General features: G+C 59.7%; 16 protein-coding genes and 1 tRNA gene. 10 read left to right on the top strand and 7 right to left on the bottom strand.

All coding sequences use genetic code 11. The features are described from left to right. Positions 1 to 22 precede the first annotated feature (22 nt). A complete protein-coding gene (locus PH558_RS10410; protein WP_095433827.1) occupies positions 23 to 910 on the top strand; it encodes an LOG family protein in 888 nt (295 codons plus the stop codon). 69 nt (positions 911 to 979) lie between these two features. Here PH558_RS10410 and PH558_RS10405 read toward each other — a convergent pair whose 3' ends face one another. Next, a complete protein-coding gene (locus PH558_RS10405; RefSeq protein WP_095433828.1) occupies positions 980 to 1,645 on the bottom strand; it encodes an EF-hand domain-containing protein in 666 nt (221 codons plus the stop codon). Positions 1,646 to 1,817: 172 nt separating this feature from the next. Then, on the bottom strand, positions 1,818 to 2,522 hold the full coding sequence (locus PH558_RS10400; protein ID WP_285204048.1) for a pyrimidine 5'-nucleotidase: 705 nt from the start codon (positions 2,520 to 2,522) through the stop codon (positions 1,818 to 1,820). 217 nt (positions 2,523 to 2,739) lie between these two features. Here PH558_RS10400 and PH558_RS10395 point away from each other — a divergent pair, with 217 nt between their 5' ends. Then, entirely contained in the window at positions 2,740 to 3,510 is a 771-nt protein-coding gene (locus PH558_RS10395) for an isocitrate lyase/PEP mutase family protein (RefSeq protein ID WP_285204046.1), read from the top strand. Between the two features lie 66 nt (positions 3,511 to 3,576). On the opposite strand, the gene argB is transcribed toward PH558_RS10395, so the two are convergent. Continuing rightward, positions 3,577 to 4,464 carry an acetylglutamate kinase gene (gene argB / locus PH558_RS10390; protein WP_095433831.1) on the bottom strand — a complete coding sequence of 296 codons (888 nt, stop codon included), beginning with the start codon at positions 4,462 to 4,464 and terminating at the stop codon, positions 3,577 to 3,579. Positions 4,465 to 4,749: 285 nt separating this feature from the next. Here argB and PH558_RS10385 point away from each other — a divergent pair, with 285 nt between their 5' ends. From PH558_RS10385 to PH558_RS10375, 3 genes are all read left to right on the top strand, one after another. Continuing rightward, complete coding sequence (locus PH558_RS10385) at positions 4,750 to 5,289, top strand: sigma-70 family RNA polymerase sigma factor (protein WP_095433832.1); 540 nt, start codon at positions 4,750 to 4,752, stop codon at positions 5,287 to 5,289. After that, complete coding sequence (locus tag PH558_RS10380) at positions 5,286 to 5,999, top strand: anti-sigma factor (protein WP_095433833.1); 714 nt, start codon at positions 5,286 to 5,288, stop codon at positions 5,997 to 5,999. Before PH558_RS10385 ends, PH558_RS10380 begins: the two co-directional genes overlap by 4 nt. A 108-nt stretch (positions 6,000 to 6,107) precedes the next feature. After that, positions 6,108 to 6,665: a fasciclin domain-containing protein gene (locus PH558_RS10375; RefSeq protein WP_095433834.1), complete on the top strand. Its 558-nt coding sequence runs from the start codon at positions 6,108 to 6,110 to the stop codon at positions 6,663 to 6,665. A 73-nt stretch (positions 6,666 to 6,738) separates the two neighbouring features. On the opposite strand, the gene yihA is transcribed toward PH558_RS10375, so the two are convergent. Next, entirely contained in the window at positions 6,739 to 7,398 is a 660-nt protein-coding gene (yihA, locus tag PH558_RS10370; protein ID WP_183713274.1) for a ribosome biogenesis GTP-binding protein YihA/YsxC, read from the bottom strand. 93 nt (positions 7,399 to 7,491) lie between these two features. Here yihA and PH558_RS10365 point away from each other — a divergent pair, with 93 nt between their 5' ends. Beyond that, on the top strand, positions 7,492 to 8,409 hold the full coding sequence (locus tag PH558_RS10365) for an AraC family transcriptional regulator (protein WP_244575270.1): 918 nt from the start codon (positions 7,492 to 7,494) through the stop codon (positions 8,407 to 8,409). A gap of 105 nt (positions 8,410 to 8,514) precedes the next feature. Beyond that, positions 8,515 to 9,471 carry an alpha/beta hydrolase family protein gene (locus tag PH558_RS10360; protein WP_285204042.1) on the top strand — a complete coding sequence of 319 codons (957 nt, stop codon included), beginning with the start codon at positions 8,515 to 8,517 and terminating at the stop codon, positions 9,469 to 9,471. Between the two features lie 99 nt (positions 9,472 to 9,570). Here the strand turns inward: PH558_RS10360 and yidC are convergent, their stop codons facing one another. Genes yidC through rpmH form a run of 3 tightly spaced genes read right to left on the bottom strand, consistent with a single transcriptional unit; the run spans position 9,571 to position 11,934 of the window. Then, complete coding sequence (gene yidC / locus PH558_RS10355) at positions 9,571 to 11,373, bottom strand: membrane protein insertase YidC (protein WP_285204041.1); 1,803 nt, start codon at positions 11,371 to 11,373, stop codon at positions 9,571 to 9,573. Further along, positions 11,373 to 11,774, bottom strand: a complete 402-nt coding sequence (gene rnpA / locus PH558_RS10350) for a ribonuclease P protein component (protein ID WP_285204040.1) — start codon at positions 11,772 to 11,774, stop codon at positions 11,373 to 11,375. Before rnpA ends, yidC begins: the two co-directional genes overlap by 1 nt. A gap of 25 nt (positions 11,775 to 11,799) precedes the next feature. Beyond that, on the bottom strand, positions 11,800 to 11,934 hold the full coding sequence (gene rpmH, locus PH558_RS10345) for a 50S ribosomal protein L34 (protein WP_041677194.1): 135 nt from the start codon (positions 11,932 to 11,934) through the stop codon (positions 11,800 to 11,802). 419 nt (positions 11,935 to 12,353) lie between these two features. On the opposite strand from rpmH, the gene PH558_RS10340 reads away from it, so the two are divergent. From PH558_RS10340 to PH558_RS10330, 3 genes are all read left to right on the top strand, one after another. Next, on the top strand, positions 12,354 to 14,360 hold the full coding sequence (locus PH558_RS10340) for a HAMP domain-containing methyl-accepting chemotaxis protein (RefSeq protein WP_285204039.1): 2,007 nt from the start codon (positions 12,354 to 12,356) through the stop codon (positions 14,358 to 14,360). 174 nt (positions 14,361 to 14,534) lie between these two features. Next, positions 14,535 to 16,055 carry a sensor histidine kinase gene (locus tag PH558_RS10335; RefSeq protein WP_113390017.1) on the top strand — a complete coding sequence of 507 codons (1,521 nt, stop codon included), beginning with the start codon at positions 14,535 to 14,537 and terminating at the stop codon, positions 16,053 to 16,055. Between the two features lie 125 nt (positions 16,056 to 16,180). After that, a tRNA-Arg gene (locus PH558_RS10330) sits at positions 16,181 to 16,257 on the top strand. Positions 16,258 to 16,279: the final 22 nt, after the last annotated feature.

The raw sequence follows: 16,279 nt of genomic DNA, 5'->3' as shown, positions 1-16,279 counted from the left end.
TCGATTCGAAAGGCATGAATAGATGAGCAAGGGGAAGAACGGCAGGCTGAGGCGCAAGGATGGGGTTTGGGACCCGTTGAAGACGAGCTCGGCAGACAAGCAGCGGGCCGAGTCGGTGCCGCGCACGCCGCAGTCGATGTCGCCGTCCTACCGGCTTGCCTATGCCGATGAGGATTTCCTCTGCCGTGAGGAATTGCGGCCGATCCGCCTGCAGCTGGAATTGCTGAAGACCGAAATGTCGCTGACCGAGCGCGGCATCAAGTCGACCGTCGTCATGTTCGGCGGCGCACGCATTCCTGCCCCCGGCACCAATGCCTGGGCTGCCCGCAACGACGTGCAGCGCGCCAATCTTGAGGCAGCATCGGTTTATTACGAGGAGGCGCGCAAGTTCGCCCGGCTTTGCTCCCGTTATTCCGCCGGCTTCGATTACCACGAATATGTCGTCGTCACCGGCGGCGGCCCTGGTGTGATGGAAGCGGGCAATCGCGGCGCGGCGGAAGAAGGCGCGCCCTCGATCGGCCTCAACATCGTGCTGCCGCACGAGCAGGCGCCGAACGCCTATGTGACGCCGGAGCTCAGCTTCAATTTCCATTATTTCGCGATCCGCAAGATGCACTTCATGGTGCGCGCCAAGGCGATCGCGGTGTTCCCGGGCGGCTTCGGCACGCTCGACGAATTGTTCGAATGCCTGACGCTCATCCAGACCGGCCGCATGGAGCGCCTGCCGCTCATTCTCTTCGGCGAAAAATTCTGGCGCAGCATCATCAATTTCGAGGCGCTGGCCGAGTTCGGCACCATCGCGCCCGACGATGTGAACCTCATCAGCTTTGTCGATACCGCCGACGAAGCCTGGAAGATCGTCGCCGATTTCTACGAACGCGACAACGGTCACCACGATAACGGTCACTGAAACCGAAAGCCCGCCATCGCTTGGGCGAGGGCGGGCTTTTGTTCCTGGACTATTGCTGGAGCGATCGGCTTACAGCAGCGGACGGCCTGGCATGTCGTCCAGGTTGACGACGCCATCGTGGTTGCGATCCAGTCGGTCGAAGACCTTGTTCATGGCGTCTTCGGCCTCCTTCTTGCTGATCTGGCCGCTTTGATCGGTATCGGCAAAGCGGAAGATCATCGTTTCATGCATGAAACGGCCATGCGGTCTGTGATGGCGATGGCCTTCGCCACCCTTGTCGTTGTCATTGTCGTTTTGAGCCTGGTCGCTCTTGGATTGGTCGGCCGGAGCCTGGTTGTCTTGGGCTTGATCGCCGCCCGGAGCCTGGCCATCTTGAGCCTTATCGCCATCAGCCTTGGCATGCTCGGCTCGCCACTGCTTGAACTGCTCCTGGCGGTAGGCGCGATACTCGCCGGGGGTGATTTCGCCGTCGTGGTTGACGTCGATCTGGTCGAAGATCTTGTCGACGCCGGCCTTTACCTCATCCTTGGTGAGCTTCGTGTCACCGGGATTGCCAAATTCCTTCAGCATGCGCACGTAAAGGACTTCGGGCGAAATATGCGGTCTGTGCCAGCGGCCGTGATGATGCCTGCCCCCACGGTCGCCATCATGCGAAGCGGCGAGCGCCATCTGTGCGGCACCGCCGAGAAGCAGGGTTGCGGAAAGTCCGGCCAGAAGAAGTTTTTTCCCGTTCATCGTTTTTCCTTTCGTGTCGAGGAATGATCAAACGATACGGTCGGTGGTCGAAAACGACCAATTAAACCTCTGTAAGGCGCATGAAACTTTGGTAACCCCGCCTTGGGCGTGCGTTTTCGCATTCCGAACGGAAAACCGCTGCGCACTTTTCCTAAAGTGCTCAAATGAATGGTTAAACCAGTACTTTCAGGAAAGCGGTGAGGTCGTCGGTCACATAGTCGATGTGATCGTCCTCGCCGGTCGTTCGCTCCCACCATTCGACGATGGTCGTCTCGAGATTTTGCGGCACGAGAAGCACCGTCTTCATGCCGAGCGCCTTGGGCACGGTGAGGTTGCGCGGCAGGTCCTCGAACATGACCGCCTTCTTCGTATCCACGCGATGCAGGCTCATGAACTTGTCATAGGTGCTGCCGGCGGGTTTCGGCACGTAGTCGGCCGCGACGATATCGAAAATATCGTCGAAGCCATCGAGGATGCCGAGCGCGCCGGCCGTTGCCTGAGCGTGTTTGACGCTGCCATTGGTGAAGATGAACTTGCGCCCCGGCAATGCCTTGATGGCGGCGGCGAGCTCCGGCTGCGGCGTCAGCGCCGAATAGTCGATCGCGTGCGCTTTCTCCAGGAAGTCGTTGGGGTCGATGCCATGATGGATCATCAAACCCTGCAGCGTCGTGCCGTGATCGAGGTAATATTGCTTCTGCAGCTTGCGGGCGTCTTCGCGCTCCATGTGCAGAAGGGCGGAGACGTAAGCCGTCATGTTCTTGTCGATCTGCGCGAAGAGATCGACATGATGCGGATAGAGCGTGTTGTCGAGATCGAACACCCAATCGCGGATGTGGGAGAAATCGGCTGGCTCGGATAGCGTTTTTGTCTGGCTCATGCCTGTCTTATGGCACGCCCGCTCCGGCCGAGGGAAGGGAAATATTCATGCCGCCGCGTCTCAGCCATTTTGGGGAGATTGCCGTGCGATCTAATGCCGGCTATGATTTTACCATTGATTTCCGGGGTTTTACTCTATTTGCCATGTGAGGGAGAGCTTACGCTCTTTTGGGTCGCGGAGGAGAAATCACCCGGCCGGGCTTTTCGGAGGGGATGCGATGAGTCAGGTGGAAAAGGCGCAGGAATTCGCACGGCTGCACAAGAAGGGGGAGCCGCTGATCCTTTTCAATATTTGGGATGCGGGCTCTGCCAAGGCGGTCACGGAGGCGGGCGCCAAGGCGCTGGCAACGGGGAGTTGGTCGGTCGCCGCTGCCAATGGTTTCGGCGATGGCCAGGCAATCCCGCTATCGCTGCTGGCGGTGACCGCCAGGCTGATTTCGGTGACGAGCCCGTTGCCCCTGTCGGTCGATTTCGAGGGCGGTTATGCAGTCGAGCCTGAAGAAGTCGCCGCCAATGTCGAAAAGATCATGGATCACGGCGCCATCGGGATCAATTTCGAAGATCAGGTGATCGGCGGCCAGGGCGTTCATCCTATCGAAACGCAAGCGGCACGCATCCGTGCCATCCGCGAAATGGCCGATCGCCGGGAAATGCCCTTGTTCATCAATGCCCGAACCGATCTTTTCCTGCAGGAAAGCGATACGGCGCATCATCAGCTCCTGCTGGACGACGCCTTTCAGCGCGCCGATGCTTTTGCCGAGGCCGGTGCTAGCGGTTTCTTCGCGCCAGGTCTGGTCGAACCGGATCTGATCGGCGCCCTCTGCGAACGCTCGCCTCTCCCTGTTAACATCATGGTGCGCCCGACGACGCCGGACAATGAGACCATGGCAAGGCTGGGTGTCAGCCGCATCAGCTATGGGCCGGCTCCCTATCGTTCGATCATGGGAATGCTGAAAAGCGAGGCCGAAGCGATCTATCGGCCGTCCTGACGCAGCTGTCGACGCTTCGCAATTGCATGTGCGGAGCGCCTTTGAGACATTGAAGGCCAGGCTGCCTTACGGAACGATCAGCGTGCCCGCGCCGTGCTCGGTGAAGATTTCGAGCAGCACGGAATGGGCCGTCTTGCCGTTGAGGATGACGACGCCCTGAACACCGGCCTTGATGGCGTCGATGCAGGTTTCGACCTTCGGGATCATGCCGCCGGAAATCGTGCCGTCGGCGATCAGCGCATGGGCCTGGGCGACGGACAATTCCTTGATGAGCTGGCCCTGCTTGTCGAGGACGCCCGGAACATCCGTGAGGAAAAGCAGGCGCGTGGCGCTGAGCGCGCCGGCGATCGCACCGGCAAAGGTATCGGCGTTGATGTTGTAGGTCGCGCCGTCGCGGCCTGGGGCGACCGGGGCGATCACCGGAATCATCTCGGACTTGGCAAGCAGATCGAGCAGCGTGCGGTCGACTTCGACCACTTCGCCGACGAAACCGAGATCGAGCACGCGTTCGATGTTGGAATCGGGGTCCTTGATGGTCTTGCGCGCTTTTTCGGCGAAGACCATGTTGCCGTCCTTGCCGCAAAGGCCGATCGCCCATTCGCCGGTCTGGTTGATCAGTGCGACGATTTCCTTGTTGATCGAGCCGGCGAGCACCATTTCGACAATCTCGACCGTCTTCTGGTCGGTGACCCGCAAGCCGCCTTCGAACTTCGATTCAATGCCCATCTTCGTCAACATGGCGCCGATCTGCGGGCCGCCGCCATGGACGACGATCGGGTTGACGCCGGACTGCTTCAGGAGCGCGATATCGGCCGCAAAGGCCTTGCCAAGTTCGACATTGCCCATGGCATGACCACCATATTTCACGACGATGGTCTTGTTTTCGTAACGCTGCATGTAGGGCAGCGCCTGTGCGAGCAGGTTGGCTTGGAGTTCGCTTTGGGCTTCGGACATGGTGCACCCTTCGAAATTGATCGCGGCCTTTTATCTCAAGTTTTTGACAGAGGGAATAATGATCTCGGGATTAAAGCATCTCGCGCAAAGGTGTTCAGCGGTTTTGCGACAACGACATGGGCAAAATCAAAGACCTAAAGCGCGAAAAGTGCATATGAAAGATCGCGCTGCGCTTTCGTTGACGCTATGTCACATTAGCGTCGCCGAAATTGATGGTGCGGATACGTTTGCTGAAGCGGAGTTTTCTTCTAAAGATGGTGCAGGCGTCACACCCCGGGGATTTGTATGGCGAGCGAGGAGACGGAAGCGCTGATCGGCCGCATTGCCATGCGCGACCAGAAAGCCTTTGCCGCACTCTACAAACGTACCAGCCCGAAACTTCTCGGTGTTTGCCTGCGTATCGTCGGCAACAAGGCGGATGCTGAAGAGGTTTTGCAGGAGGTCTATATCAAGATCTGGCAGCGGGCCGAGCAATTTGCCGTTGCGGAAGGGCCGGCAATGGCCTGGTTGATGACGATCGCGCGCAATCGCGCCATCGATTTCATCCGCGCCCGCAAGCCCGTGGCTGACGAAATAGACAGCGCTTACGATCTCGCCGACCTGGAACCTGGCCCCGAAGAGCAAGCAATCGTGAAGGGAGAGGGAAGGCGGATTGACAGGTGCATGGAAGAGTTGGAAGCTGATCGTGCGCGGGCCGTTCGCAGCGCCTATGTCGAGGGCTTGAGCTATCAGGAGCTCGCCGACCAACACGCTGTGCCATTGAATACTATGCGCACCTGGCTGCGCCGAAGCCTGATCAGACTGAGAGAGTGCATGGACCGATGAGTACGCCCGATCAAAGCAAGGGAGGCCGCTCCCGCGATGAAGTCCTGGCCGGAGAATATGTGCTTGGCGTGCTTTCCCTGGAGGACCGGCAGAAGGTCGAGCGCCGCATGCGCAGCGACCGCCAGTTTGCCGCCATCGTTAGCCGCTGGGAGCAGAATCTCTCGGAATTCAACGAGGAATATGAGGCGGTGACGCCTGCGGCCGCCGTATTTCCGAAGATCGAAAAGCGGATTTTCGGCGAAGCGGCGTTTGGCGCCCATCTCTGGAATTCGCTGACGCTGTGGCGCTCGGTCGCCTTCGGCTCGCTGTTCTTGGCCGCCGGCGTACTCGTCTTCGCCATCACGAATGAAGGCGGCTTGCGCACGAGCCCGGGCAAGCAGCTCACCGCATCCCTTTCCGGCCAGAACAATCCCTTCAATCTCCTCGCCAATTACGACGTCGCTAATGGGCGCCTGAAAATTACGCCGGTCGCCGCCGGCAAGCCCGAGGAGAAATCGCTGGAGCTCTGGCTGATTCGCGGCAGCGATCCCGCCGAGGCGCTGGGCATCCTGCCGCCGACCGGCGATGGCGAAATCGTCTTGTCGCCGGAGCTTCACGCCAAATTGACTGAAGGCGCCATCATCGCCGTCAGTGTCGAGCCCTTTGGCGGCTCGCCGACCGGCAAACCGACGGGCGATGTGGTTGCTTCCGGCACGATCCATTTGCCCTGAGGAATTTTGGTTCCCGAAAAACGATCGCGGCTGAAACTCTCTGCCAGCTTGCTCCGTATCTTCTTCCGACCCCGCCTGATCGGGGCAACAGAGAGGAAGAGGTACGTTATGATCAAGACCGTGTTTCGCATCGCCGCCGCTGCCGCAATCCTGTCGGCCGCAAGCAGCCTAGCCTATGCCAAGGACCCGATGGTGGGCGGTGCTGCGATGTATGCCAGCAAGAACATCATCCAGAATGCCGTCAATTCCAAGGATCACACGACCCTGGTCGCAGCCGTCAAGGCGGCCGGCCTCGTCGAGACCCTCGAAGGTAAAGGCCCATTCACCGTCTTTGCGCCGACCAATGAAGCCTTCAAGCAATTGCCGGCGGGCACGGTCGAAACCCTGCTGAAGCCCGAGAACAAGGAGAAGCTGGTCAAGGTGCTGACCTGCCACGTCGTCGCCGGTGACGACATGGCCGCCGCCATCAAGAAATGGGCAATGAGCAAGGGCGGCGAATACGATCTGAAGACGGTCGGCGGCTGCACGATCAAGGCCGTGGACAAGGGCGGCAAGCTGACGTTGACCGACGAAGCCGGCGGCATTGCCCATATCACAATCGCCGACGTCAAGCAGTCGAACGGTGTGATCCACGTCGTCGACAAGGTGTTGTTGCCGAAGATGTAATCCTTACCGGCAACACGGCCGCCGTCGCCTTATGCGGGGTCGGGGGCGGCGGCCTCATTCGACCGGTCGGTCTTCAGACCTGGATGCCGACCGTCAGGCCAATGGCCTCGCGCAATTCCTGAAGGCCAACGCCTTTTTCCGATGAGGTGGCGAGGATGCCGGGATAGGCGGCGGGGCGCTTGCGGATTTTTTCAGCGGTATCGGCTAGCAGTTTCGGTATGCCTGCTTCCTTGATCTTGTCGGTCTTGGTCAGCACGATCTGATAGGAAACGGCGGCTTTGTCGAGCAGGTCCAGGACCTCCGCATCGTTCTTCTTGATACCGTGGCGGCTGTCGATCAGCACATAGACGCGCTTCAGCGTCGTGCGCCCGCGCAGATAGTCGAAGACCAGCTTCGTCCAGGCATCGACCTGATCCTTGGGGGCTTCGGCATAGCCGTAGCCGGGCATGTCGACTAGGGCCATCGGCGGCAGATCGCCAGCTTCGCCGGAAAAGCCGTCGGGAACGAAATAGTTGAGTTCCTGCGTGCGTCCCGGCGTATTCGAAGTACGCGCCAATCCCTTATGTCCGACCAGAGCATTGATCAGCGACGACTTGCCGACATTGGAGCGGCCGGCAAAGGCGATTTCCGGCGGCCCTTCCGGGGGCAGAAATTTCATCGACGGCACGCCGCGGATGAAAATCCACGGACGCCCGAAAAGCGGCTTGTCGTCTTTTGTCGTCTGATCTGCCATTTGCTCAGTCTTTTGCTTGAATGAGTGGATTGGCTTCGAGGTTTTATCCGCGAAAGTCAAGTTTCGTTCACCAAACGGAAGCCGACCAGCACGATGGCGCCGGCCAAATTCGATCCATCGATGCAAAATCCGCAATTGCTGCACCACGAGGCTGCGCAAGCCATGCTAAGGCTTGACGCCATGAAGACTGCAACGGAACAGAGCTATCGTCGCCGCATCGCAAGGGTCATCGAAGCGATCATGATTGATCCTTCGGCGCCGCATTCCATCGAAAGTCTCGCCGCAGTAGCCCATTTCTCGCCGTTTCACTTTCATCGGCTCTACCGGGCGATGACGGGGGAAAGCGTTGCGGCCACGATCCGGCGTGTGCGGCTTGCTCAGGCGGCATATCAGCTGGTTACAAATCCGGTCTCGATCACGGAGGCGGCGTTGGAGGCCGGCTACGACAGCTCTCAAAGTTTCGCACGCGCCTTTCGCAGCCTGACGGGCCTGAGCCCGACGGAGTTTCAGATGCAGCAGCAGTCGATTGCAGCAAACCTGCCATTGGTCACCATTGGCGATCGGTTGCACGTCACGATATTTGGTTTGTCGCATGAAGGCCCTGCTCAGACGATCCCGCACACCTACCGCCGTGTTGCGCTGAAATTATCGGAGCGAGGAATGGTTTGGAGCGATCTGACGCGGGTCGGCATTGGCTCCGGCGATCCGGAGCAGGGGGAGGGTTTTCGCTATTTTGCCGGCGTGGTGTTTCCGGAAGACAGCATCGTCACGGAAGGGCTTGAGCGATACGATGTGGCAGGAGGCCGTTATGCCTGCTACCGGCTCGTCGGACCTTATGCGCTCATTTCATCGACATTCCAGACGCTGTTCGGCAGCTGGTTGCCGCAGAGTGGCTTCGAGCCAGATGATCGCCCGGTGATAGAGCTCTATCTCAATCATCCGACCAAGGTGATGGAGCATGAAATTGCCACCGATCTACTGATCCCCATTCGCAGCGCCCGCACCACCTAACCATTCTCCATCGTTGACATCTCAATCCTGAGCGAACGACCGGCCATGAGACGGTTCGCCGATGCTTGTTCTTTTGCCTTTCCTCATCCTGTCCGGAGAAGAAAAATGCGCATTTCGAAAATTGGATTTCTCATCGTCATCGCCTTAGCCTCGGTGTCGGCTCAAGCCGCGGGCTTGGCGTCGATCAACATGCCCGCCAGTGACGATGGCCCCGCCTTGAGCGGCTTCGTCTGGTCGCCCTGTGCGACGTCGGCGGGCGAGGTGCAGCTGGGGCCGGTTGTACTGCCTGCCGTACGCGATTGCCCGATTGCGGGCGAGAAGCTGCCGCTGGTGATCGTGTCGCATGGACATGGCGGCGGCTCCCTCAATCATCACGATGCGGCAGAGGCGCTAGCAGATGCGGGTTTTGTGGTGGTTGCGTTGAATCATCCCGGCGACAATTTCTCCGATCTCACTCGGGCGGGCGATATTTCGATCATGTTCCAGCGACCAGCGGATGTTAAGCGCCTGCTTGACTTCATCCTCGGCAAATGGTCGGGCGCAGCAAAGGTCGATCCCGATCGCATCGGCTTCTTCGGCTTCTCGCGAGGCGGCTATACCGGTCTCGTGCTTGCAGGCGCGGTCCCTGACTTTCGTGATCCTACAGTGCCTTGCCCGGAGCCTGCCCCCATCTGCGGTGAAATTCGCCGCAATGAAATACCGGCCAAGCCGCTCGTCCGCGACGGACGAATAAAGGCGCTCGTGCTTGCCGACCCGTTGAGCTTCTTTACGGACAAGAAGAGCTTGAAGTCCGTCGATGCGCCCATCCAACTCTGGAGTTCCGAGCATGGCGGCGATGGCGTGCTGCCTGAGAATGTCGCCGCATTGGCTGCCAATCTGCCTCAAAAGCCCGATTTCCACGTCGTGCCGGGCTCGGCGCATTTTGCCTTTCTGGCGCCATGTCCAGCTGCCTTGGCCTCATCGCAGCCGGAGATCTGCAAGGATCAGGACGGATTCGACAGGATCTCGTTCCACAAGTCGTTTGATGCTGAGGTGCTGGCCTTCTTCCGTCGGCATCTTTAGGCAGTTCCGCATCCCAAGCGTGGTTCTAAACCTGCGCCTCAGCTTGACGGCAAACCATTGCAGAAAAAGAAAAGCCCCGCCGAGGCAGGGCTTTTGTCGTCATTTCGATGGTGCCGGTTTTCGTTTGAAGAGGCCCTTCAGATTGTCGAAGAGCTCCACCTTCACGCCGTGGCGCTTCATGATGATCGACTGCTGGATGACCGAGAGCGTGTTGTTCCAGGCCCAGTAGATCACGAGGCCGGCCGGGAAGCTTGCCAGCATGAACATGAATACCAGCGGCATCCAGTTGAAGATCATCGCCTGGGTCGGGTCCGGCGGCGTGGGGTTCATGCGCATCTGGAAGAACATGGTGACGCCCATGATCAGCGGCCAGACGCCGAGATGCAGGAAGGTCGGAGCCGCAAAGGGCAGCAGGCCGAACAGGTTGACGATCGAGGTCGGATCCGGAGCGGAAAGATCCTGGATCCAGCCGAAGAACGGCGCGTGGCGCATCTCGATGGTGATATAGATCACCTTGTAGAGCGAGAAGAAGATCGGGATCTGCAGGAGCACTGGCCAGCAGCCCGCAATCGGGTTGATCTTCTCTTCCTTGTAGAGCTGCATGGTCGCCTGCTGCAGGGCCATGCGGTCGTCGCCGAACTTGGCCTTCAGCTCCTCCATCTTCGGCTGCACGCGCTTCATGTTCGCCATGGAGGCATATTGCCGGCTGGCGAGCGGGAAGAAGAGCGCCTTGACGACGATGGTGGTGCAGAGGATCGCGACGCCGAAATTGCCGAAGTAGCGGAAGAAGAAATCCATCAGCTTGAACATCGGCTTGGTGATGAAATAGAACCAGCCCCAGTCGATCAGGCGATCGAAGCGCGGGATCGAATAGCTGGTCTCATAGCGGTCGATGACCGGAACTTCCTTGGCGCCGGCGAAGACGAGGTTCTTCAGGTCGATCGACTGACCAGGGGCAACCGTGATCGCATCCTGCTTGTAGTCTGCCTGGTAACGCGGCGTGCCATCCGCGAAGTGCGAGAAGCGGGCATCATAAGCGGTCGACTGCGGCGGCACGATGGTCGCGGCCCAGTACTTGTCCGTCATGCCGAGCCAGCCGCCCGTCGCCTTGGCGGGCGTCGTGGCTTCCTTTTCGGTAGACGCGTACTTGGTCTCGATCAGGCCGTCATCGCCGATAACGCCGATGAAACCTTCATGCAGGACGTAGGCGGAAGGCGTCTCGGGCTTGTTGTAGCGGGTGACGCGGCCATAGCTCGACAGTGCAATCGGCGCCTGGCTGGCGTTGGCGATCTTGTCGGTGATCGTGAACATATAGCGATCGTCGACGGAGATCGTGCGGCTGAAGGTGATGCCCTTGTCATTGGTGTAGGATAGCGTCACCGGTGTCTTGTCGGTCAGCTTGTCGCCGCTTGCGAGCTTCCAAACCGTCGAGGGGCCGGGGACCGCGCCGGTCGCGTCGCTGCCGACATAGCCGAGTTCGGTGAAATAGCCGTCCTTGGTATCGGCCGGGCTGAACAGCGTGATGATCGGGCTGCTCTTGTCGACAGTCTCGTGATAGGCCTTGAGACGGAGATCGTCGAGACGGGCGCCTTCCAGGTTGATCGAGCCAGCAAGGGCCGGCGTATCGATGACAACGCGCGCGGATGCGGTCTTTTCGACGGACTGGTCACGGGTGAGGACCGTAGGCGTCGTCTGGCCGTTTGCCGGCAGCGAACCGTTGACTGCAGTGCCTGCAGCAGCTGGCTGCGTCGTCTGGGCCTGCTGCGCCTGCTGGTGCTGCTTGGCGGCTTGCTCGGCCTGGCGCTGCGCTTCGAGGCGCGGGTTCATGTAGAAAAACTGCCAGCCGAGAACAATCAGCACAGACAGTGCAATTGCAATGAAGTAATTGCGGTTGTTTTCCATCATACTTTCCTGGAGCGGTCCTTTTCCGACCGCCGGTGTTTCGGCCTGGTTTCGATGCGGCTTACGAGTTCGCTCGCCAGTTTTTCGAAAGGCGCGGTCAGCACCTCGCGTCGCGCGACAACCACATAGTCGTGTCCGGGCTGCATTGCAAATCCGGCGTGAAGCCGCACGGCTTCTTTCAGCCTGCGTCGCATGCGGTTGCGCTCCACCGCGTTGCCATGTTTTTTGGTAACGGTAAAACCGACGCGGGGTTCGGCGTCGGTGATCTTGCGGTCCAGCATTTCGATGAGGAAGAAGCTGCCTCGGCGCTTCTCGCCTTCGCGGACTGCAAGAAACTGCGGCCGGCTTTTCAGCCGCCCGACAGTCTTTTTGGGTCGTTCATTCGTCAATTTGCCCGCCATCCTGGATTATCGGGCACTTCGGCCCTTAGGCCGAAAGACGCTTGCGGCCGCGGTTACGGCGAGCGGAAAGAACCGCACGGCCGCCCTTGGTGGCCATGCGCGCACGGAAGCCGTGACGACGCTTGCGGACAAGCTTGGATGGTTGGTAGGTACGCTTCATTTATTTAAACACCGCGGAGTGCGGCCCTTCTTGAGCTTTGCTTTTGATAGCAAGGAGCGTTGTTGATTATGGCGAACGGACTTGGCCCGCAAATGCAGGCTCCATGACCGGACGTGCGCGGGCTTATACGGATCAAGGCCCTGGAAGTCAATTATAGGAGCGCAGATTCCTTGAAATCAGGCAAATTCGCGCTACCGGCAGCGCCAACGCGCATTTAGCGGCCATGTTTGCTGGAATGTGTCTGCAACCTTAAATATAGATTGCGGATATTCTAAAATATATGGAAAGTATAGTTGAGAATGCCGTATGTCTAGATTAAAAATACCTCAATATAACGTTAATGATTTTAGTCGATATCTAGCTCTATGTCGTAAAACCCATCGATTTGTGGGGGATGGGATCTGCGCCGGAGGGGTATTGTGAAAATTCGCGGCAAAATAAATCTGCTTGTATCTGTCATGGCCGGGGCGGCGCTTCTGATTGGCGCCACCGCCCTCTATGCGTTGCACCAATATGACCAGAAATTACAGAGCTACGAGCAGACGGCAAGCCGCGCTTACATGGGCGAGCGCCTGAACCGTTACGTGACTGCGGTGGTCATGGAAGCGCGCGGCATTTATGCCGCTGCCGCGGCAAAGGATTCCAAACCCTTTGCCGATGGCCTGATGGCCGATCTCGACGAAATCGACAAGGTGCTGACGAGCTGGGCGCCTCTGGTGCCGGATACGCAGAAGCCGGAATTCACCAAGCTGCAGGCCCGCGCCCAGGAGTTTCGCGCCTTTCGCACGGAAACGGCCAGGCTCGGCGTGACGGATGGTCCAGATGCCGCCGGCAAGCAGGGCAACAATGAAGCCAACCGCGCCAACCGCAAGGCTTTCCAGGCCGAGATCGATGCGATCGTCCAGACCGACAAGGCGGAGCTTGCGAAGGCGGAGACCGAGATTGCAACCTTCCACAGCACTGTACTCTGGATGGTCCTCTCCATCATGATCGCCGGTATCGTGGCGGGCGTCGGCCTGGGAGCCTATATCGGCACCGTCCATCTGAGCCGCCCGATCCGCAAGGTGACTGATGCGATAAAGAATGTCGCCAACGGCCAGTTCGATATCGAGGTGCCGTTTGCCGGCCGTGGCGACGAAATCGGCGAGATGGCCGCGGCCGTCGACATCTTCAAGGAAAATGGCAATGCCGTGCGCCGCATGAATGCCGAGGAAACGGCCCTGCGCGCAAAAAGCGACGAGCTTCAGTCGAGCATGTCTCTCGTGGTCTCGGCCGCGGCGGCCGGCGATTTCAGCCAGCGCATCGAGAAGGACTACGGTGACGTCAATCTCAACCGCTTCGCGCGCAACGTCAACGAGCTCCTGATCAGCGTCGACACAGGAATCGGCGAGGTCCGCCGCGTTATCGCGAGCCTGGCTGACGGAGATCTGACCCAGGCGATGAAGGGCGAATTCCAGGGCGCCTTTGCCGAACTGCAGCAGAACGTCAATACGACGCTTGCGACGCTGAAGAGCACCATGAGCGAAGTGCGCGAGACCACTGGTTCGATCAACTCCAACACCAACGAGCTTCGCCACGCCAGCGACGACCTCTCCAAGCGCACCGAACAGCAGGCGGCCGCCCTGGAAGAGACCTCGGCGGCGCTCGATCAGATCACCTCCGTCGTGCAGAATTCCACGGAGCGGGCGCGCGAGGCCAGTGTCATGGTCAGCGAAGCCAAGGACGATGCGGCACGCTCCGGCACGGTCGTTCGCAATGCCATCGATGCCATGGGGCGCATCGAGCAGGCCTCGGGCGAGATCAGCCAGATCATCGGTGTGATCGACGATATCGCCTTCCAGACCAATCTTCTGGCATTGAATGCGGGCGTCGAGGCCGCGCGCGCCGGCGAGGCAGGCAAGGGCTTCGCGGTGGTTGCCCAGGAAGTACGCGAGCTTGCCCAGCGCTCCGCGACAGCTGCCAAGGATATCAAGGCCTTGATCGGCAAGTCAGGTGGCGAGGTGCAAATCGGCGTCAAGCTCGTGCAGGCGACCGGCGAGGCGCTGTCGTCCATCGAAGCGCGCGTCCTCAAGATCAACGACCATATCCACTCGATCGCAACGGCGGCGCGCGAGCAGGCAACTGGCCTGTCCGAGGTCAACAACGCCGTGAACCAGATGGACGAAGTTACACAGCGCAACGCCGCCATGGTCGAGGAAACCTCGGCCGCGACCCACCGATTGGCGGCTGAGGCAGATGGCCTTGTCCACCTCGTTTCGCGCTTCAAGGTCGACGCAGCCAACGTTTCCGCTCCCGTTCCAGCACGCGCCGAGACGCATCGTCCGGCCGCTTCGCCGGCCCGGCGCATGATCGACAGGGTCGCGACTGCATTTGGCGGAGGAGCGCTTGCTCCAGCTGCCGCGGCGCAGGGCTGGGAAGAGTTCTGATCCTGCCGATCTGATCTCACCAATATGAGGCTGGCTGCGGCGCTTGTGCATCGTTGCCGGCCTTCGTCTTGTGCCAAAATCCGCAGCCGATTGGAAAAGAGCCCACAATCGCCTATTATCGAGTTTCGATCAGGTCGCATCAGATCGCTTTTTAAGCGAAGCGGGACAATTGAAATGGACAGTGGGCAGGACAAGGGGGCCGTAAAGGACGGCAAGGTCGAGAAAAGCCGCCTGTCCCAGCTTTGCCGTCCCACAGGCATTTTCGGCGGCCTCTCCGGCAAGCTTCTCATTCTCACCGTCGTTTTCATTTCGTTGGCGGAAGTGCTGATCTTCGTGCCGTCGGTCGCCAATATGCGGCTGCGGTGGCTGGAGGATCGGCTGAACACCGCCGCTGCCGCTGCCATCGTCATCGACGGCCTGCAGCCGGCCGAGTTGCCGCGTGCTCTGCAAAAGGAGACGCTGATGGCGACGGGCACGCGGGCCATCGTCCTCCGCAAGGATGGCACGTCGCGCCTGCTGGCAACGGCCGAGATGCCGGCCTCCGTCGATGAAAAATACGATCTCAGCGACGTGTCGCAGCTCACCGCCATCAAGGATGCGCTCGATACGCTGCTGTTCGGCGGCAATCGCATCATCCGCGTGTTCGGTCCCGTCGGCGGCGATGCCAACACCGGTATCGAGGTGGTGCTGAAGGATACACGGCTGCGCAATGCGATGCTTGCCTATTCGACCAGCGTCTTCTTCGTCTCCATCCTCATCTCGCTGTTCACCGCAACGCTGATCTTCTTTGCGATCAACCGCATGATGATTCGTCCCATCCGCCGACTGACCGACAGCATGCAAGCCTATTCCGATGATCCGGAGGATCCCGGCCGCGTTCTCGTTCCCGACAAGGGCGGCGATGAGCTTGCTGTTGCCGGGCGCCATTTGGCCTCGATGCAATCGCAGCTGCAGAAGACGCTGAAGCAGCAGAAAAATCTCGCCGCCCTCGGCCTCGCTGTGTCGAAGATCAACCATGACATGCGCAATATCCTCTCGGCCGCGCAGCTGATGTCGGACCGTCTGGTCGATGTCGATGACCCGATGGTCAAGCGCTTCGCCCCGAAGCTGCTGCGCACCATCGATCGCGCCGTCGGCTATACGACCGAAGTTCTTTCCTTTGGCCAGACCTCCGAATCGGCGCCGCGCCGGCGCAAGATTCGCATATTCGAGCTTGTCGAGGAGGTCCGCGATATTCTGGCGATCGATCCGGATAGCGGCATCGAGTTCATCGAACAGCTCAGCCCGGACCTGGAGGTCGATGCCGACAGCGAGCAGCTGTTCCGCGTCATTCATAATCTCTGCCGCAACGCCCATCAGGCGCTGATCGCTTTCGGCGAGGCGGAGCCTGACAGCGTCAGGAGGATTACGGTTTCGGCGCATCGGATCGGCAGCGTCGTCAGCATCACCGTTGACGATACCGGGCCGGGCATGCCGCAAAAGGCGCGGGAGAACCTGTTTACGGCCTTCCGCGGTTCCGCCCGCTCCGGCGGCACGGGTCTTGGCCTGGCGATCGCCCGTGAGCTCGTCCTCGCCCATGGCGGCACGATCGCGCTCGTCGAAAAACCCGCAGCCGGCACGCAGTTCCGCATCGAAATTCCCGACCGCCCGGTATCCCTCGATGATTACCGCAGCAGAAGCCTCCAAGAAAATTGATTGTTTTCAGCTGCTTGGCATCAATATGCGCGAAAATCGCGATCTTTTTCAGAAATCCACTTGCATTCCCTCAAGGGAGGCTTTAGAGAACCGCCCACGCCAACGGTTTCTTCCGTTTCGGCCACGCACCCGTAGCTCAGCTGGATAGAGCACCAGACTACGAATCTGGGGGTCAGGAGTTCGAATCTCTTCGGGTGCGCCATTTTCTCCATCTGCTTTTTTGA

This window comes from Rhizobium pantanalense (genome assembly GCF_030182525.1).
GTDB lineage: Bacteria > Pseudomonadota > Alphaproteobacteria > Rhizobiales > Rhizobiaceae > Rhizobium.
The sequence above is the reverse complement of the archived record's forward strand: the minus strand, read 5'-3'. Positions and strand labels throughout refer to the sequence as shown.